The sequence below is a fragment of the Sphingopyxis sp. genome (assembly GCF_034380315.1).
Taxonomy (GTDB): Bacteria; Pseudomonadota; Alphaproteobacteria; order Sphingomonadales; family Sphingomonadaceae; genus Sphingopyxis.
The window spans coordinates 160,316-176,555 of the sequence record NZ_JAXMPB010000005.1 but is presented as its reverse complement, the minus strand read 5'-3'; the positions used below and the strand labels follow the sequence as shown (position 1 = coordinate 176,555).

Below are 16,240 nucleotides of genomic sequence, written 5' to 3'. Positions count from 1 at the left end.
GCTTTAACCGGCCGCCCCCTTGCCGACAATCATCACAGCATATATTTCATCCGGATCGTCTGGTTGACGTCACCATTCACGACGAAGCTCGCCGCTTTGAAGCTGGGCGGACCCGTGGTGATCGTCGGATTGCGCGAAAAGCCGAAGCCTTCCCGGGGAAGAAACAGCGCCTTGTCCATCTTGTTGTTGCTATTCTCGTCGTGGACGACCGCGATGGCGTAGGTCCCCGCCCGCAGTACGGCGGCGCGGAATGCGCCGGCATCGGTCGCCTTGACGGCCATGCGAACCGACCCGCTATCCTTGCTGCAATCAGGGAAGGCTTTGGCGTTCGTGGTGATGCACACCAGTATCTGTCCCTTGGTGTTGCGCAGCCCGCTGACGCTCACGTCCACATTGGGTTGCGGCGGTACCGTGGTCAGCAGCGTCGCCGTCAAAGCGCCCAAGACCGATATCGGTGCCGCAAACATGATCCCAGAAGCGGAAATACAACCCATAATTCCCCCGGTAAACGGCGTGATGCTGCTGGTGGTGCGTTGCGGTTATCAGCCAACGCCCCACCGGTCCATGGACCAGCACGCGTGGGAACATTTCCCACCCCATATGGTTGCCGACTCCCATGACGGTCATGATGGCAAGGACAAGGCCCAGGATCGCGACATGAACGGGGACCAGGAAGACAAGGGACGGGATCACGACGGCACCGGTCAGCGCTTCCACAGGGTGAAAGCTCATCGCCGCCCAGGCCGTCGGTGGGCGGCTGGCGTGATGGACGGCGTGGGCGATGCGAAACGGGCGCGGGCGGTGCATCCAGCGGTGCGTCCAGTAGAACCATGTGTCGTGGAGGAGCAGATAGAGGGCGAGACTGATCGGCAGATACCAGAGCGGCCAGGCGTCGAGGTCGGTATAGATGCGCGTCCACCCGCGTGCCTGCCATCCCCAGGCGACGATGCCCGCAGGAACGCCATAGATAGCGGCGCTCGCGAGGCTCCAGCCGATCTCACGCCCCATCTGAGGTTCGAGGCCGCGATAGAGGCCGGGATGCCGAAGGCGTGTCACAAGCGCGAAGGCGCCGCTGGTGAGGAGATAGCGCCCCCCCACGATCAGCGTCATCGCCAACGCTGAGAGCGCGACGGCGCCTGCCATGCTCATGAACATCGCTCGCCTGGGACGGTGGCGGCGGAATACCAGGCGCGCTGTGCACGGAGGGCCGCAATCGTCGGTGCGTTGCTGGCGAACGCGCGGCAGACAAAGGACTCCGCTGTGAGCATGGCGACGATACTTGCCGTAATGTTGGCCGATTGTCACTGGCTCGGCACCGCTCATCGCCAAAGGCGGGACTGTTGGCTGGACGGACTTTCGCCGACGGCTGCGCTCGGCTAGTCAGGCCGGATGAGTGCTCCTCCCCCTCTGCGCTGCGACATCGCCATCGTCGGCGGCGGGCTTGCCGGCGGGCTCGCGGCGCTGGTACTTTCGAAGAGACGCCCCGACCTGGACGTTCGGTTGATCGAAGCCGGGCCGGTAGGCGGCAATCACATCTGGTCCTTTTTCGACAGCGACATTGCGAAAAAGGACCGCTGGCTCGTCGAGCCGCTCGTTCGCCATCACTGGCCAGCCTATCATGTCAGCTTTCCGGGACATGCCCGCAAATTGCGCATGGGATACAAGAGTATCACGGGCGAAGCCTTGGCAAAGGCGGTCGAGGCGGCGCTTCCTGGCGGGCATCTCGTGATCGACAAGGCGAAGCATGTCGCGCCGGACCATGTGCTGCTGGCCCGTGGCGGCCGCATCGATGCGCGTCACGTCATCGATGCGCGCGGCGCCGCGAATCTGTCGGCACTGACCTGCGGCTGGCAAAAATTCGTCGGGCAGGCTTTGACCGTAAACGGCGGGCACGGCCTGGCGTATCCGGTGGTCATGGATGCGACGGTCGAGCAAATCGATGGCTACCGCTTCGTCTATCTGCTTCCGCTCGATGCCGAGACGGTATTTGTCGAGGACACCTATTATAGTGATAGCGCAGCGCTGGACCTGGCGGAGACGCGCGGCCGGATCGCTGCTTATGCCGCGATGCGGCAATGGCAGGTTTCGGCAATCGGGCGCGAGGAGAGCGGGGTGTTGCCAGTCGTGATCGCGGGCGATTTCGACCGGCTGTGGCCCGCCTATGATGGATTGGCGCGGATCGGCGCGCGCGCCGGGCAATTTCACGCCACGACGGGCTATTCGCTGCCCGACGCAGTCCGGACCGTTTCGGCGCTACCCGGCCTGGTCGATCACCGGAATCTCGCCGAAATGTTACGCCGGAGGGCGGAGGGGGATTGGCGGGGGCAGCGTTATTATCGCATGCTCTGCGCTATGTTGTTCCGTGCCGCCGAACCCGAGCAGCGATTCCGCATTTTTCAGCGCTTTTATCGCCTGTCGCCCGGATTGATTGCCCGGTTTTATGCCGGGCGCTCGAACACAGTGGACAAGATTCGCCTGCTTTCCGGGCGTCCGCCGGTGCCGATCGGCCGCGCGATCGCGGCGCTGGCGAAGCGCGACTGGCGATGAGCCGCCGCGCAATCGTCATCGGCGCCGGTTTCGGCGGCCTCGCCCTCGCGATCCGGCTGCAGTCGGCGGGGGTGGCGACCACGATCGTCGAGGCGCGCGACACCCCCGGCGGGCGCGCCTATCACTGGAAGCGCGACGGCTTCACCTTCGACGCCGGGCCAACGGTGATCACCGATCCGCCATGCCTGCGGGAATTATGGGCGCTCAGCGGGCAGGATATGGCGGCCGACGTCGAACTGCTTCCCGTGCTGCCCTTTTACCGGCTCGACTGGCCCGACGGGTCGCGTTTCGACTATGCGAACGACGAAGCCGCCTTGCGCGCCGAGATCGCGCGGCTGAACCCCCGCGACGTCGCGGGCTATGACCGCTTCCTCGCCTATTCGAAAGGCGTTTACGAAGAGGGCTATGTCAAGCTGGGTTCGGCCGCCTTCCTGAGCTTTTCCGCGATGATCAAGGCGGCGCCCGCACTGATGAAATATCAGGCATGGCGCAGCGTCTATGGGGTCGTTGCTTCCTATGTCGAGGATGAAAGGCTGCGTCAGGCGCTGTCCTTTCACACCCTGCTGGTCGGCGGCAATCCGATGACCACCAGCGCGATCTATGCGCTGATCCACACGATCGAGAAACAGGGCGGGGTCTGGCACGCCCGCGGCGGCACCAACGCGCTGGTCGCCGCGATGGCGGGGCTGTTCGAGCGGCTGGGCGGGACGCTGCGCCTCGGCGATCCGGTGACGGCGATCGAGACGCAGGGCGACCGCGCCACCGGGGTCGCCACCGCGAGCGGTTGGCGCGGCGATGCCGACATGGTCGCGTGCAACGGCGATTTGATGCACAGCTATCGCGACCTGCTGCGCGGTCATGCGCGCGGGCAAAAGGCGGCAAGATCGCTGGCGCGCAAGCGCTGGTCGCCGTCGCTGTTCGTCGTCCATTTCGGGGTCAAGGGCGATTATCCGGACGTCGCGCATCACAACATCCTGTTCGGGCCGCGCTACAAGGGGCTGCTCGATGACATCTATCGCGGCGACGCGGTGCCGGACGATTTCTCGCTCTATCTTCATCACCCGAGCGCGAGCGATCCGGGCATGGCGCCGCCGGGGCACGCGGCCTTTTATGCGCTCGCCCCCGTGGCGCATCTCGGCCGGGTCGCCGCCGACTGGGACGGCGCCTTTGGCGCGCGTTTTGCCGACGCGATCCTGGCCGAGGTCGAGCGGCGGGTGCTGCCGGGGCTGGGCGCCAATCTCGTCACGCGCTTTCATTATAGCCCCGCCGATTTCGGCCGCGACCTGTCGGCGCATCTGGGCAGCGCGTTCAGCCTGGAACCGCTGCTGTGGCAATCGGCCTGGTTTCGAGCCCATAACCGCGACGATGTGATCGCGAATCTCTATTTCGTCGGCGCGGGAACGCATCCGGGGGCGGGCATTCCGGGCGTGGTCGGCAGCGCCAAGGCCACGGCCCAATTGATGCTGGACATATAATTTCGTTTGCATCGAACGACGTCGTGATGCCCGCAAAAGCAATTTCGTCTCGACGGGCGTCTCGACTTCGCTCGGCACGAACGGCTAAAGGATATTTATGAAACGCCTTGCCGTCTATTGCGGGTCCGCAACCCCCGCCGATCCGATCTATATCGAAACCGCGCGTCACGTCGGGCGCACGCTGGCGAAGCGCGGGATCGGGGTCGTCTATGGCGGTGGCCGGCTGGGGCTGATGGGCGCGGTCGCCGACAGCGCGCTCGACGCCGGTGGCGAGGTGATCGGGGTGATCCCCGAGGCGCTGGTCGGGACCGAGGTTGCGCACCGCGGCTGCACCGAATTGCACGTCGTCAGCGGGATGCACGAGCGCAAGCGGATGTTCACCGACCTTAGCGACGGTTTCCTGACCATCCCCGGCGGCGTCGGGACGATGGACGAGCTGTGGGAAGCGATCAGCTGGGCGCAGCTTGGCTATCACAGCAAGCCCGTTGGCCTGTTGAATGCGGCGGGTTTCTATAACAACCTCATCGCCTTTAACCGCCATATGATCGAGGTCGGCTTCATCCGGCCGGCCCACGCCGGGATCATGGTGGTCGATGCCGGGATCGACGAACTGCTCGACAAGATGATGGCCTATGAACCCCATGCGCCGATTTTCGCGATGAAGGCCGACGACCTTTGATGACCGGTGCGGGGGGCTATGACGCACAGGCGCTTCACGGCTTCGCGCACGACAGTATCGCGAAGGGTTCCAAGAGCTTTGCGCTCGCCAGCCAGCTTTTCGATCGCACGACGCGCGAGCGGGTGTGGCTGCTCTATGCCTGGTGCCGCGCCGCTGACGATCTGACCGATGGCCAGGACCATGGCGGTGCGATGCAGCCCGGCAATGACCCCGTTGCCGCCGTCGCGCATATCCGTCGCTTGACCGACGCCGCCTATCGCGGTGAGGTGACGGGCGAGGCGGCGTTCGACGCGCTGGGCCTGTTGCTGACCGAGGTGGCGATCCCGCGCGAAGTCATCGACGATATCATCGCGGGCTTTGCGCTCGATGCCGACGATTGGCGACCGCGCAGCGAGGCCGATCTTTTGCGTTACTGCTATCATGTCGCGGGCGCGGTGGGGGTGGCGATGGCGCTGGTGATGGGGATCGACCCCGACGAAACGGTCACGCTCGACCGCGCGTCGGACCTTGGCATCGCGTTCCAGCTCGCCAATATCGCGCGCGACGTTGCGGAGGATGCCGCCGCCGATCGTTGCTATCTGCCCATCGAATGGCTGGTCGAACTCGACATTCCGCCGGGGCAGCACATGCACCCGGCGTTTCGCCCGCGCCTGTCGGTGATGGCGAAATGGCTGGCCGACATGGCCGGGGAATATGAAGCCTCGGCGCGCTGGGGCGCGCGGCGTTTGCCGCCGCGCAGTCGCTGGGCGGTGCTGGCGGCAACCGGCATCTATGGCGACATCGCGCGCGAGGTGCGCGCGCGCGGCGATCATGCCTGGGACCATCGCGCGCGATCGACATTGCTGGCAAAGCTTGGCTGGGTGGCGCGCGCGGGCTGGTCGGTGCTGCGCCGCCCGCCGCAGCGGCGGATCGCGCGCGACGGACTGTGGACGCGCGCGCGCGCGGCAGCGGAGGCATGAGCCAGATCGAATGGCTGGCGGCGGCGCTGGTGTTGGTCAATGTCGCGCTGATCGTGCTGCGCAGCGTGTGGAACTATCCCTTCGCGCTGGTCGCCGTCACGCTCTACGCCTTCGTCTTTTTCGAGGCGAAGCTGTACAGCGACATGCTGTTGCAGGGCTTTTTCTTTCTCCTCAACCTGTACGGCTGGGCGAACTGGCTGCGCGCGCGCGGCGACGACGGCGTACCCGTCGGCTGGATGACGCCGCGCGCGCGGCGCATCTGGGGCGGCGCGACCATCGCCGCCTGGTTGGGGTGGAGCTATGCGATGCAGCGCTTTACCGATGCCGCCGCGCCGTGGCTGGACGGCGCGATCGCGATGGTCAGCATTGCGGCGCAATGGCTGCTCGCGCGGCGGCGGGTCGAAAGCTGGTTGCTGTGGATATTGGTCGACCTGATCGCGATCCCGCTGTTCGCATCGCGCGGGCTCTATGCGACCAGCGCCGTCTATGTCGTGTTGCTGGGCATGTCGATCGACGGGCTGATCCAGTGGCGCCGCGCGGCGGTCAGGCCCGCCGAGGCGACCGTCGGCGCCGGAGAGCGCATCGCCGCATGACCCGGCATATTTGTCTGCACGGTGCCGAAAGCACCGGGAAATCGACGCTTGCGCCGCAACTCGCGGCGCGGCTGGGTGCTGTCGTGGTTCCCGAATATGGGCGCCTCTATTGCGAGGCGAACGGCACCGACCTTGACCGCGGCGACCTGTTGGCGATTGCCGAAGGCCATCTTGCCGCCACCAATGCGGCGCTGGCGCGCGCGCCGGCATGGCTGGTGTCGGACACCGACCCGCTGATGACCCAGGCGTGGGCGATCATGCTGCTGGGACGGCGGCTTCCCGAAATCGACGCGTGGGACGGGGCCGCCGACCTTTATCTGGTCCCCGCGTTGGACCTGCCGTGGCAGGAGGACGGGACGCGGCTGTTCGGCAGCGAGGCCGATCGGCGCCGGTTCATGGAGGTCGCAATTGCCGAACTCGACCGGCGCGCACTGCCGTGGGCTTGGGTCGAGGGGACGGGCGATGCACGTTTGGAAAGCGCGCTGGCGGCGATCCGGGCGGCGAGGCTGGCGTAACGACGGACAGGACGAGTGCGAATGTTTCAGGGGGAAGGCTGGCGTTTTTTAGACCCTCCCCAAGGTTTGCGACAGGGAGGATATGGACGAACCAGCCGGTTGCCTGGCCGTCATTCGATCCACATCAGTAGCGGCCGAAATGGGGTGGAAAGCGGACGTCCCTCATTTTCGTCACCCCGGGCTTGACCCGGGGTCCCGCTTGAACCACTTTTCCTCGATGGAAGGGGCAAGGAAAGGCGGCTGGGTCTATATCATGGCCGACCGCTACCGCGGGACAATCTAAGTCGGCGTTACAGCAAATCTACCCGCCCGCATCCATCAGCACCGCACGGGTGATGGCTCCGATTTCCGTGCCAAATATGGCCTCTCTCGCCTCATATGGGCTGAACCCGGCGACGACATTGCTGCCTGCATCGCGCACGAAAAGCGCATCAAGCGTTGGCACCGGCAATGGAAGTTCGCGTTGATCGAACGCGGCAATCCCGATTGGCAGGATCTGTTCGATAGATGGGTCGGATGAAAAAGCGGGACCCCGGATCAAGTCCGGGGTGACGATGATGGATAGGTCAACTTCCGGTCGCAACCGGTCTATAGCCGACGCACCTCCTTTTCCGTTCGTGTCGAGCGAAGTCGAGACACCTATGGATGCGGCGCCTAGCCCGAAGGGCATCTCGACTTCGCTCGATGCAAACGGGTTGAGGAGGCGGAGGCGGCAGCTTCGGGGTCGATACCGGCCTTTTACCTCGCATAAGCGTCGCGCAGTTCGCGCTTCAGTATCTTGCCGATCGGGCTGCGTGGCAGTTCCTCAACGACATGGATCGCGCTCAGCCGCTGGGTCTTGCCGACCCTGGCGTTGCAGTCGGCGCGCACGCTTTCAGCGTCGGCGCCGGATTTCAGAACGACGAAAGCGACCGGGGTTTCGCCCCATTGCTCGCTCGGCATCCCGACCACCGCGGCCTCGACGACACGCTCGTCGGCCAGCAATATGCCTTCGAGGTCGCTGGGGAAGATGTTGAACCCGCCCGAGATGATCATGTCCTTGGCGCGGTCCATCAGCGTCAGGAACCCGTCCGCGTCGATGCGCCCGATGTCGCCGTGGCGATAGAAAAGATTCCCCTCGGCATCATGCCAGTGCATCGCCTTGGTCGCATCGGGGCGGTTGTTATAGCCGGTCATCATCGCAGGCGATCGCCCGACAATCTCGCCGACCTCGCCCTGTGGCAGTTCGTTGCCGTCCTCGTCGATCACCTTGGCGATATGGCCGGGTGCGGGCTGGCCGACGGTGTGCAGCTTGTCGGGATATTTATGCGCCTCGAGCAGGAAGGCGGCGCCCCCCTCGGTCATGCCATAGATTTCGACGAGCCCGCCCGGCCAGCGCGCCAGCACATCGGCCTTGAGCGCGGCGGGGAAGGGCGCCGAGGTGCAATATTTCATCACGAAGCTGGAAAGGTCGAAACGGTCGAAATCGTCGAGCGCCATGATGCGGCGATATTGTACCGGCACCAGCATGGTGTTGGTCGCGCGTTCGCGCTCGGCCAGTTCGAGAAAGCCGTGCGCGTCGAATTTCTTCATCAGCACGACCTGTCCGCCCGACCCGACGGTGGGCATGAAGCTGGCCATCGTGGTGTTCGAATAAAGCGGGGTCGACAGGATCGTCACCGCCGCGGGGCCATAGGCGGGGGCGCCGCGCTGAACATGCTGCCAGCGCATCGCGTGGCTGTGGATGATGCCCTTGGGCGTGCCGGTGGTGCCCGACGAATAGATGATGTTGAACCCGTCCTCGGGCTCGATCGCGACCGGGCTCGGCCGCGCGCCTTCGGGCGCCATCCATTCGCCGAGCGCGACCCCGGCGTCGCTGCCGTCCATCGCGATGCGGTCGGCGGCGGTCACATGTTGTCCGGCGAGGCTGGCCGCCGCCGCGGCGTCGAGGAACAGGTGGCGCGCGTCGGTGTCGGCGATCATCGCCGCCATCTGTTCGCCGGTCGCGCTGTTGGTGATCAGTCCCGCGACCCCACCAGCGCGCAGCGTGCCGAGAATGACCGCCATCTGTTCGACGCTGTTCAGCCCGGCGATCGCGGTGCGCGCGCCCTTTTGCAGCCCGTCCTGTTGCAGCCGGGCGGCGATTCGGTCGGTCCAGGCGTCGAGTTCGGCCCAGCTCAGCCGCCGCGACGGGTCGGCCGCCGCTACGGCATCGGGACGTTCGGCGGCATGGGCGCGCACCAGGTCGGGGAGCGTTGCGAAGGCGCTTTCGAGCATGTCGAGGGCGGTCATGCCCATGGGGTTAGCACAGGATCGGCGATCCGCAATGGACCCGCATCGCGGGCGGTGCGCGGTTTGCGGTACGCCGGGGCGTGCTTGCTTGACCAAAAGTTTCAGCTTGCTACTCATTTGCCGGCATAAAGAAATCAATGACCCCGGAGATGATGACCGATGCACCCTTCCGTCCATGCCGCCACCAGTCCCGACAAAGCCGCCGTCATCGTTGCCGAAACGGGCGAAACCATCAGCTATGGCGCGATGGATGCCGCATCGAACCGCGCCGCGCAGCTGTTTCGCGCGCATGGGCTGGGGCATGAGGATGTCGTCGCCTTCATGCTCGAAAATACACCGCATTATTACGGGCTGACCTGGGGGGCGCAGCGTGCGGGGCTGCGCTATGTCTGCATCTCGTCGCGGCTGACGCAGGACGAAACCGACTATATCCTCGAAAATTCGGGGGCGAAGATGCTGATCGCATCGGCCAGCCTGGCGCCCGCCGCGCTGGCGCTGACGACGCGGATCGAACGCTTTTCCATGGGCGGCGAGATTGCGGGCTGGCCGCGAATCGAAGAGGCGCTGGCGGCGATGCCCGCGGAGCGGGTCGTCGACGAGCGCGCCGGGGTCGATATGCTCTATTCCTCCGGCACCACGGGACGGCCCAAGGGCGTGCGCGTGCCATTGCCCGAGGAACCCGCGATCGATGCGCCGAACAGCCTGGTCGCGCTCGCCTCGATGGTGTTCGGGATCAATGCGGACAGCGTTTATCTGTCACCCGCACCGCTGTACCATGCCGCGCCGCTGCGCTGGTCGATGACCATCCACCGCCTGGGCGGGACGGTGGTGCTGATGAAGAAATTCGATCCCGAGGCCGCGCTCGCGACGATCGAAAAATATCGCTGCAACAGCGCGCAGTTCGTGCCGACCCATTTCGTGCGAATGCTGAAGCTGCCCGACGCGGTCCGCGCGAAATATGACGTGTCGTCGATGAAGGGGGCGATCCACGCCGCCGCGCCATGTCCGATTCCGGTCAAGCAGGCGATGATCGACTGGTGGGGCCCGGTGCTGCTCGAATATTATGCGGGATCCGAGGGCAATGGCATGACCTTTGCCTCGAGCCAGGACTGGCTGACGCACAAGGGCAGCGTCGGCCGGGCAATCCTGGGCACGGTCCACATCGTCGGCGAGGACAATGAAACCGAACTGCCCGTGGGCGAGGAAGGCGTGGTCTTTTTCGAGAGCGAGAATGTCTTCGAATATCACGACGACCCTGAAAAGACCGCATCGAGCCGTAATTCAAAAGGCTGGTCGACGCTGGGCGACGTGGGCAAGGTCGACGCCGACGGCTTTTTATATCTGACCGACCGCAAGAGTTTCATGATCATTTCGGGCGGTGTGAACATCTATCCCCAGGAGATCGAGAATCATCTGATCACCCACCCGGGCGTCGCCGATGTCGCGGTGGTCGGCGGCCCGCACGAGGAAATGGGCGAGGAGGTGATCGCGGTGATCCAGCCCGCCGACATGGCCGACGCGACCGAGGATTTTCGCGCCGAACTGATCGCCTTTGCGCGCGAGAAGCTGTCGGGGGTGAAAATCCCGCGGCGGATCGATTTCCTCGACGCGCTGCCGCGCCACGACACCGGCAAACTTTATAAGCGTCTGCTGCGCGATCAATATTGGGACAAGGCCAAGGGCGAAGTCGCAGGTGCCCAAACGGAGCGTTGATGCGATGAGCGTGCGCGTCGAATTTTTCTTTGACCTGTCTTCCCCCTGGACCTGCCTGGCCTTTCACAACCTGTCCGGGGTGCTGGCGCGCGCCGGAGTATGCGCGCAGTATCGGCCGATCCTGGTCGGCGGGGTGTTCAACGCGGTCAATCCGGCGGTCTATGCCGCGCGCGAACAGGCTGACAATCGCAAGCTTGTCCACAGCTGGAAGATTTTGAAGGACTGGGCGCGCCTGTCAGACGTGGCGATGAATTTCCCCTCGTCATGGCACCCGGCGAAAAGCGTCGCGGCGATGCGTTTCTGCTGCGCGCTGGAGGCGGACCAGGCGGCGCTCGTCCGGTTCGCGCGCGGCGCGTTCGAGAGCTATTTCGACCGCCAGGAAAATCTGGACGACCCCGCCGTGCTGATCGCGGTCGCCGATGCCGCAGGGCTGGACGGCGCGGCGGTGGCCGAGGCGGCGACGAGCGATGCGGTCAAGGCGCGGCTGCGCGCCAATACCGAAGAGGTCGTCGCGCGCGGCGGCTATGGATCGCCGACGATTTTCGTCGACGGCACCGACATGTATTTCGGCAACGACCAGCTTCCGCTTGTCGAGGCCGCCCTCAACCGGACTTAGAAAGACTCTTCCCATGCACGACCGAATTTCGATCACCATGCTCGACGACGGTATCGCCGACGTCCGGCTGATCCGCGCCGACAAGATGAATGCGCTCGACGCCGCGATGTGGTCGGCGCTTGCCGAGGCGGTCGAGACGCTGAAGGCGATGGCGGGGCTGCGCGTCGTCGTGCTGTCGGGCGAGGGGCGCGCCTTTTGCGCGGGGCTCGACCTTTCCAGCCTGTCCGCCGAGAGCGACCCCGGTGCGAGCAGCGCGGGCGGCGGTCTGTCCGATCGGACCAAGGGGATCGCCAACAACGCCCAATATGCCGCCTGGGGCTGGCGCGAATTGCCCGTCCCGGTGATCGCCGCGGTGCACGGAGTCGCGTTCGGCGCGGGCAGCCAGATCATGGCTGCCGCCGACATCCGCATCGTTCATCCCGATACGCGGATTGCGATCATGGAAATGCGCTGGGGCCTGGTCCCCGACGTTGCCGGCATGGCGTTGTGGCGCACCCAGGTCGCCGACGATGTGCTGCGCGAGATGATCTATACCAACCGCGAATTCAACGGATCGGAGGCAAAGCTGTTGGGTTTTGCAACCCATGTGTCCGACGACCCGCTGGCCCATGCGATGGACCTGGCCCGTACGATCGCCAACAAGAACCCCCATGCGATCCGGGGGGCGAAGCGGCTGTGCAACATGCTCGCCGATGCCGACGATGCCGCCATTCTGCAGGCCGAAAGCGACGAGCAGGTCAAGGTGATCCGCACCCCCAATCAGATGGAGGCGGTGATGGCGCATATGCAAAAGCGCAAGCCGAACTTCGCCGACTAGCGACGGCCCGCTGGATCGGCTCAGCGCCGCTTGCCGTCAGGAGCGGGTGGCGGAGGGGGCACGGCCATGACGCTGTGCTCCTTTTGTAAGCGCAGCGTACCGCCATGGTCCTACGGCTTCGCCGCAGGGAGGATTCATCGGAGCAAGCCTAAAAAACGTGCGGCATGGTGCCAGTCGGCTTCACGCCGGGCGCGCGCCTTTTGCGCTTCGCTGTCGGCGCCCCAGCGGCGTTCCTGATACAGCTCGTCGAGGCTGACCGCCTGCCACAGGGCATCGGCGTCAAAGGCGTTGTCCACCAGTGCCAGCCCGGCGACAAGCGATCCGCCGATGGTGACGAGCGGCGTGAGCGCGGCGAGACGGAAGGGATCCTGCGCCAGCACGGCATCGCGTAGCGCCGCGACCGTCGCGGCGGGCTGGTCGATCGGCAGAACCCCCTGTGCGAGTGCAAATTCGATGCCGTGGCGCCGTTCGGCCCAGGCGAGCAGCGGGTTCCACGCCGCCGCCTGTTCAGCCTGGAGCAGCGCGTCGCGATCGTCGCGATAGCAGAAAAGATCGCTCATCGCATAAGCGGCAATCGGCTGGGCAAAGGCGGCGGGGTCGGGGGATGCGAGGTCGATCGCGGCGTTGGCGATTCCGGTCAGCGGCATGGCGGCGGGATCGATGCTTTCGCCCAGGGCCGCCCATTCGGCGGCGATCGCTTCCGCCAGCGGCAGGCTGTGAACAAGCAGCGGCGCGCGCGCCGGGGTGCGCACCGGGCGCCCGTCGAGCGCGATGCCCCAGCCGTCACCCTGTGCGGTGACGGCGGCTTCCTTCCAAAAGCGCTTCATAGCTCTTTGGGCGAGCGCCAGCGGCGCGCGAGGATCATCGGCATCACGGCGAAATCAAAGGCGCCAATCAGCACCACCGCCGCCCCGATCCAGCGATCGGTCGGCTGGCCTGCGAGTTCGAAACCGCCGCGCACCAGGACGAAGCCGGCAAAGACGAGCAGCGCCCCCATGATCCGCATCAGGTTGAGCGCGAGATAGCGTTTTCTGGCGAGGGCGTCGTTGGCGGGGGTCATGCGTTCTCCCTATCGCCGCCAAGGTGGCGCATCAACCGCGCGATCGCGCCCTGGCCCGCCGCCTCCAGCCCCGCCGCGACCCGCTCGCGTTCGTCGGCGGGCTTGTTCTGCGACAGCTTGACCGTCGGGCGCCAGGCGGTGACGTGCATTTCGAACCCGGTGATCGCGCCCTTCATCCGGCCGAAGATGGCCGGGTTCATCTTGTCGCGGGTCCAGGGCGGCACCGCGCCGATCCGCGCCTCGTGCTCGGCCGACAGCGTATCGAGCTGCGCGGTCAGTTCGTCATCGTCGAGCTTGCGGACGCTTCCTTCCATCTCGACCGCGACATAATTCCACGTCGGCACCTGGTCGGGGGCTGCGTACCAGCCGGGGCTGACATAGGCGTCGGGGCCCTGCACCACCGCGAGCGCGGCCTGTCCCGCAAGGTGGTGGGTCAGCGCGTTGCCGCGCGCCAGATGGAATTGCAGCGTCGAGGCGTCGGCGCTCAGTACCACCGGCGCATGGGCGACGCGCGGCCCATCGGGGGTGGCGGCAAAGATGGCGGCGAAACCGACTTCGCGCACCATCAGCGCGGCAAGATCATCGTGCCGGGGGCGGAAAGCCGGGTTGGGATGCATCAGCGGGGTTTCCGCGGGCCCGGTTTTGCAGGGCCGCGGGCGCCGGGCCGTGCGGGCGCGCGTCCCGTGGCGGGCTTGGCGCTTTTCGTGCCGGGCTTGCCACCGCTTTTCGCCGCGGGCTTGCCGCCGGGGCCAGGCTTGGCGGGCGCGGCGGTGCTGCGTGAGCGTCGTTCGCCGCGCCGCGCCTTGCGCAGCTGTTTCGAATGCGCCTTGGCCTTGGCCTTTTGCGCCGCCTTGGGCGACGGGCGCGGTGCCTCTTCGGTCAGAACATCGCCGAGCAGCGGATCGAAGCCCAGTGCGTCGAGGCTGGCGGCGAAATGTTCGGGCAGATCGGCCGATACGTCGATCGCGCCGCCATCGGGATGATCGATGCGCAGGCGGCGGCTGTGCAGATGCAGCTTGCGGCTGATCGTGCCGGTCAGGAAGGCCGCCTTGCCGCCATATTTGCCGTCGCCGACGATCGGGTGGCCGATCGCCGCCATATGGACGCGCAGTTGGTGGGTGCGGCCGGTCAGCGGTTGCAGCTCGACCCACGCCGCGCTGTTGCCCGCGCGTTCGATGATCCGATAGCGCGTTTTCGACGGCAGCCCGTCGTCGTGGACATGCATTTTTTCGCCCCCCGACCCTGGCTGTTTGGCGAGCGGCAGGTCGATCTCGCCCTGCGCGATGTCGGGGACGCCGACGACGAGCGCCCAATAGGTCTTGCGCGCGCTGCGGTTCGAAAAACTTTTGGCGAAATAGGCGGCAGCGCGCGGGGTGCGCGCGATCAGCAGCGCCCCCGACGTATCCTTGTCGAGCCGGTGAACCAGCTTGGGCCGCACCGGCCCGTCGAATTTCAGCGCGTCGAGCAGCCCGTCGACGTGGCTGTCGGTCTTGGTCCCGCCCTGTGTTGCGAGGCCGGGCAGCTTGTTGAGCACCAGCGCCCCGGCGTCGCGGTGGATGAGCATCGCGGTGGCGAGTTCGACATCGGCGTCGGTCAGCGGCCGCCCCTTGCGCGCCGGGCGGGCTTCGGCCTCGACCGGCGGGGTCGGCATGACGAGCACCTGTCCGGCGGCGATCCGGTCCGACACGTCGGCCTTTTTGCCGTCGAGTGTCAGCTGCCCCGAGCGGGCCCAGCGTGCGAGCAGCGCATGCGGGGTTCCCGGCCGGTGGCGCTTGAACCAGCGGTCGAGGCGGATGCCGTCATCTTCTTCGGCGACGATTGCGCGGTCCATGCTCATGCCGGTACCTGCCGCATCAGGAGCAAGCCGAGCCCGCATGCCAGCACCGCCCCGATCACCGAGGCGAGCGCATAAGAAATTGCCTGGGCGGACTGGCCGCGTTCGAAAAGCATCCAGAATTCCATACTGAAGGAAGAAAAGGTGGTGAAGCCGCCGAGCAGCCCGACGCCGAGGAACAGCCGTGCCGTATCGGTGCCGCCGTTGCGAGCCAGCCAGCCGATCAACACGCCCATGGCGAGGCTGCCCGCGATATTCGCGGTCAGCGTCCACCAGGGAAAGCCGGGGCCGAGCCGTACGAGCATTGCCTGTCCGAGCAGATGGCGCGCGCCAGCGCCGAGGGCGCCGCCCAGCATCACGGAAAACAGGCTGTTCATGACGCCCGCCCTAGCCGCAAATTGCCGCGAGGGATAGCGGCGCGTCATCGGGGGGCGGGAAGCGCCGGGGCACGCGCCTCGATCCCGCCGCGTGCATGCGCGGCGCGCCAGTCGGCGGGCGGGGTAAAGGCGCCCTGCCATATGCCGCGCTTCTTGGCGCGGGCCTCGGCCTCCTCGATCAGATAGGCGTCGCCATCGGTCACTGCCCAACCCGCGCGCACCATTTCGGCGCCGAGGTCGATGCCGTCCGGGAAAGGCGCGGTGCGGCATGTCGCGACGGCGCGGCGATAGCGGTCGCGGCCGGTGAGATCGCAATGGAGTGCGCCCATTTTGGCCAGTTTTTCAAGCGCGCTGCGTGCCTGCTTTCCGCACGGCCAGCGTGCTCCCGCCGCCGCCGCGCAATCCTGTCGATATTCGACGGCGTCGAGCCCTGACAGGCGAACGGTCAGCGCCGCGCCGTCGTGGCGGACGGTCAGGCTGTCGCCATCGATGATGTGAACCGGGGCGACGACCGAGGCCGGGCCGGAGCCCGTGGTCCAGGCCGCGATCGCCAGCGCCGCCAACAGCAACAGCGCGGCCAGCGACCGCAGGCGACGGCGCCAGCGGGCGCGTGAAAGGAAAGAAGGACGACGAGGCACGACGAAGCGCGTGGCGTGCGCGCCATCGCTTGGCAAGGGCCAGGGAAGAGGGATGAAGGATTGACGATGAGAACAAATCATGTCCAAAATGGAGAGGATTCGCGGTCGAGGGCCGCGCATCGGTCGGCGGCGGGGCGGTTTCGATC

General features: G+C 66.2%; 19 protein-coding genes. 10 read left to right on the top strand and 9 right to left on the bottom strand.

Annotation, left to right across the window (positions count from 1 at the left end):
• Window positions 1-32: 32 nt before the first annotated feature.
• Complete coding sequence (locus U0S50_RS11195) at window positions 33-344, bottom strand: DUF2141 domain-containing protein (protein WP_322308865.1); 312 nt, start codon at window positions 342-344, stop codon at window positions 33-35.
• On the bottom strand, window positions 310-1,143 hold the full coding sequence (locus U0S50_RS11190; protein WP_322308996.1) for a sterol desaturase family protein: 834 nt from the start codon (window positions 1,141-1,143) through the stop codon (window positions 310-312). The genes U0S50_RS11195 and U0S50_RS11190 overlap by 35 nt, the downstream gene beginning before the upstream one ends.
• Before the next feature lie 246 nt (window positions 1,144-1,389).
• Between U0S50_RS11190 and crtY the strand changes: the two genes are divergently transcribed.
• From crtY to U0S50_RS11155, 7 genes are all read left to right on the top strand, one after another.
• The gene (crtY, locus tag U0S50_RS11185) at window positions 1,390-2,547 is read left to right on the top strand and encodes a lycopene beta-cyclase CrtY (protein WP_322308864.1); all 1,158 of its coding nucleotides are present in this window, start codon (window positions 1,390-1,392) and stop codon (window positions 2,545-2,547) included.
• Window positions 2,544-4,022, top strand: coding sequence for a phytoene desaturase (locus U0S50_RS11180; protein ID WP_322308863.1), 1,479 nt, complete (start codon window positions 2,544-2,546; stop codon window positions 4,020-4,022). The genes crtY and U0S50_RS11180 overlap by 4 nt, the downstream gene beginning before the upstream one ends.
• Window positions 4,023-4,119: 97 nt before the next feature.
• On the top strand, window positions 4,120-4,701 hold the full coding sequence (locus U0S50_RS11175) for a TIGR00730 family Rossman fold protein (protein WP_322308862.1): 582 nt from the start codon (window positions 4,120-4,122) through the stop codon (window positions 4,699-4,701).
• Window positions 4,701-5,660 (top strand): phytoene/squalene synthase family protein, encoded by a 960-nt coding sequence (locus U0S50_RS11170; RefSeq protein ID WP_322308861.1) that lies wholly within the window; start codon window positions 4,701-4,703, stop codon window positions 5,658-5,660. The genes U0S50_RS11175 and U0S50_RS11170 overlap by 1 nt, the downstream gene beginning before the upstream one ends.
• Window positions 5,657-6,253, top strand: a complete 597-nt coding sequence (gene pnuC, locus U0S50_RS11165; RefSeq protein ID WP_322308860.1) for a nicotinamide riboside transporter PnuC — start codon at window positions 5,657-5,659, stop codon at window positions 6,251-6,253. Before U0S50_RS11170 ends, pnuC begins: the two co-directional genes overlap by 4 nt.
• Complete coding sequence (locus U0S50_RS11160; protein ID WP_322308859.1) at window positions 6,250-6,768, top strand: ATP-binding protein; 519 nt, start codon at window positions 6,250-6,252, stop codon at window positions 6,766-6,768. The genes pnuC and U0S50_RS11160 overlap by 4 nt, the downstream gene beginning before the upstream one ends.
• Window positions 6,769-7,081: 313 nt before the next feature.
• Window positions 7,082-7,288, top strand: a complete 207-nt coding sequence (locus tag U0S50_RS11155) for a GIY-YIG nuclease family protein (protein WP_322308995.1) — start codon at window positions 7,082-7,084, stop codon at window positions 7,286-7,288.
• Between the two features lie 218 nt (window positions 7,289-7,506).
• Here U0S50_RS11155 and U0S50_RS11150 read toward each other — a convergent pair whose 3' ends face one another.
• Window positions 7,507-9,039 (bottom strand): class I adenylate-forming enzyme family protein, encoded by a 1,533-nt coding sequence (locus U0S50_RS11150; RefSeq protein WP_322308994.1) that lies wholly within the window; start codon window positions 9,037-9,039, stop codon window positions 7,507-7,509.
• A gap of 159 nt (window positions 9,040-9,198) precedes the next feature.
• Here U0S50_RS11150 and U0S50_RS11145 point away from each other — a divergent pair, with 159 nt between their 5' ends.
• The 3 genes from U0S50_RS11145 to U0S50_RS11135 are packed head-to-tail and all read left to right on the top strand — an operon-like array spanning window position 9,199 to window position 12,185.
• Complete coding sequence (locus tag U0S50_RS11145; RefSeq protein WP_322308858.1) at window positions 9,199-10,752, top strand: acyl-CoA synthetase; 1,554 nt, start codon at window positions 9,199-9,201, stop codon at window positions 10,750-10,752.
• A complete protein-coding gene (locus tag U0S50_RS11140; RefSeq protein ID WP_322308857.1) occupies window positions 10,733-11,368 on the top strand; it encodes a 2-hydroxychromene-2-carboxylate isomerase in 636 nt (211 codons plus the stop codon). The genes U0S50_RS11145 and U0S50_RS11140 overlap by 20 nt, the downstream gene beginning before the upstream one ends.
• Window positions 11,369-11,381: 13 nt before the next feature.
• Window positions 11,382-12,185, top strand: a complete 804-nt coding sequence (locus tag U0S50_RS11135) for a crotonase/enoyl-CoA hydratase family protein (RefSeq protein WP_322308856.1) — start codon at window positions 11,382-11,384, stop codon at window positions 12,183-12,185.
• A gap of 134 nt (window positions 12,186-12,319) precedes the next feature.
• Here U0S50_RS11135 and U0S50_RS11130 read toward each other — a convergent pair whose 3' ends face one another.
• The 6 genes from U0S50_RS11130 to U0S50_RS11105 are packed head-to-tail and all read right to left on the bottom strand — an operon-like array spanning window position 12,320 to window position 16,094.
• Window positions 12,320-13,012, bottom strand: a complete 693-nt coding sequence (locus U0S50_RS11130; protein WP_322308855.1) for an ATP12 family chaperone protein — start codon at window positions 13,010-13,012, stop codon at window positions 12,320-12,322.
• The gene (locus U0S50_RS11125; protein ID WP_322308854.1) at window positions 13,009-13,245 is read right to left on the bottom strand and encodes a hypothetical protein; all 237 of its coding nucleotides are present in this window, start codon (window positions 13,243-13,245) and stop codon (window positions 13,009-13,011) included. Before U0S50_RS11125 ends, U0S50_RS11130 begins: the two co-directional genes overlap by 4 nt.
• Window positions 13,242-13,862, bottom strand: a complete 621-nt coding sequence (locus U0S50_RS11120; protein ID WP_322308853.1) for an FMN-binding negative transcriptional regulator — start codon at window positions 13,860-13,862, stop codon at window positions 13,242-13,244. The genes U0S50_RS11125 and U0S50_RS11120 overlap by 4 nt, the downstream gene beginning before the upstream one ends.
• Window positions 13,862-15,121, bottom strand: coding sequence for an RluA family pseudouridine synthase (locus tag U0S50_RS11115; RefSeq protein ID WP_416194981.1), 1,260 nt, complete (start codon window positions 15,119-15,121; stop codon window positions 13,862-13,864). Before U0S50_RS11115 ends, U0S50_RS11120 begins: the two co-directional genes overlap by 1 nt.
• Window positions 15,079-15,456, bottom strand: coding sequence for a fluoride efflux transporter CrcB (gene crcB, locus U0S50_RS11110; protein ID WP_322308851.1), 378 nt, complete (start codon window positions 15,454-15,456; stop codon window positions 15,079-15,081). Before crcB ends, U0S50_RS11115 begins: the two co-directional genes overlap by 43 nt.
• A gap of 44 nt (window positions 15,457-15,500) precedes the next feature.
• The gene (locus U0S50_RS11105) at window positions 15,501-16,094 is read right to left on the bottom strand and encodes a thermonuclease family protein (RefSeq protein ID WP_322308850.1); all 594 of its coding nucleotides are present in this window, start codon (window positions 16,092-16,094) and stop codon (window positions 15,501-15,503) included.
• Window positions 16,095-16,240: the final 146 nt, after the last annotated feature.

Bases quoted from the DNA above. Each gene is read 5' to 3' on its own strand.
- crtY (WP_322308864.1), top strand. From the start codon at position 1,390: ATGAGTGCTCCTCCCCCTCTGCGCTGCGACATCGCCATCGTCGGCGGC.
- U0S50_RS11135 (WP_322308856.1), top strand. From the start codon at position 11,382: ATGCACGACCGAATTTCGATCACCATGCTCGACGACGGTATCGCCGAC.
- U0S50_RS11150 (WP_322308994.1), bottom strand. From the start codon at position 9,039: ATGACCGCCCTCGACATGCTCGAAAGCGCCTTCGCAACGCTCCCCGAC.
- U0S50_RS11125 (WP_322308854.1), bottom strand. From the start codon at position 13,245: ATGACCCCCGCCAACGACGCCCTCGCCAGAAAACGCTATCTCGCGCTC.
- U0S50_RS11190 (WP_322308996.1), bottom strand. From the start codon at position 1,143: ATGGCAGGCGCCGTCGCGCTCTCAGCGTTGGCGATGACGCTGATCGTG.
- pnuC (WP_322308860.1), top strand. From the start codon at position 5,657: ATGAGCCAGATCGAATGGCTGGCGGCGGCGCTGGTGTTGGTCAATGTC.
- U0S50_RS11160 (WP_322308859.1), top strand. From the start codon at position 6,250: ATGACCCGGCATATTTGTCTGCACGGTGCCGAAAGCACCGGGAAATCG.
- U0S50_RS11170 (WP_322308861.1), top strand. From the start codon at position 4,701: ATGACCGGTGCGGGGGGCTATGACGCACAGGCGCTTCACGGCTTCGCG.
- U0S50_RS11115 (WP_416194981.1), bottom strand. From the start codon at position 15,121: ATGCGGGCTCGGCTTGCTCCTGATGCGGCAGGTACCGGCATGAGCATG.
- crcB (WP_322308851.1), bottom strand. From the start codon at position 15,456: ATGAACAGCCTGTTTTCCGTGATGCTGGGCGGCGCCCTCGGCGCTGGC.
- U0S50_RS11130 (WP_322308855.1), bottom strand. From the start codon at position 13,012: ATGAAGCGCTTTTGGAAGGAAGCCGCCGTCACCGCACAGGGTGACGGC.
- U0S50_RS11120 (WP_322308853.1), bottom strand. From the start codon at position 13,862: ATGCATCCCAACCCGGCTTTCCGCCCCCGGCACGATGATCTTGCCGCG.
- U0S50_RS11180 (WP_322308863.1), top strand. From the start codon at position 2,544: ATGAGCCGCCGCGCAATCGTCATCGGCGCCGGTTTCGGCGGCCTCGCC.
- U0S50_RS11175 (WP_322308862.1), top strand. From the start codon at position 4,120: ATGAAACGCCTTGCCGTCTATTGCGGGTCCGCAACCCCCGCCGATCCG.
- U0S50_RS11145 (WP_322308858.1), top strand. From the start codon at position 9,199: ATGCACCCTTCCGTCCATGCCGCCACCAGTCCCGACAAAGCCGCCGTC.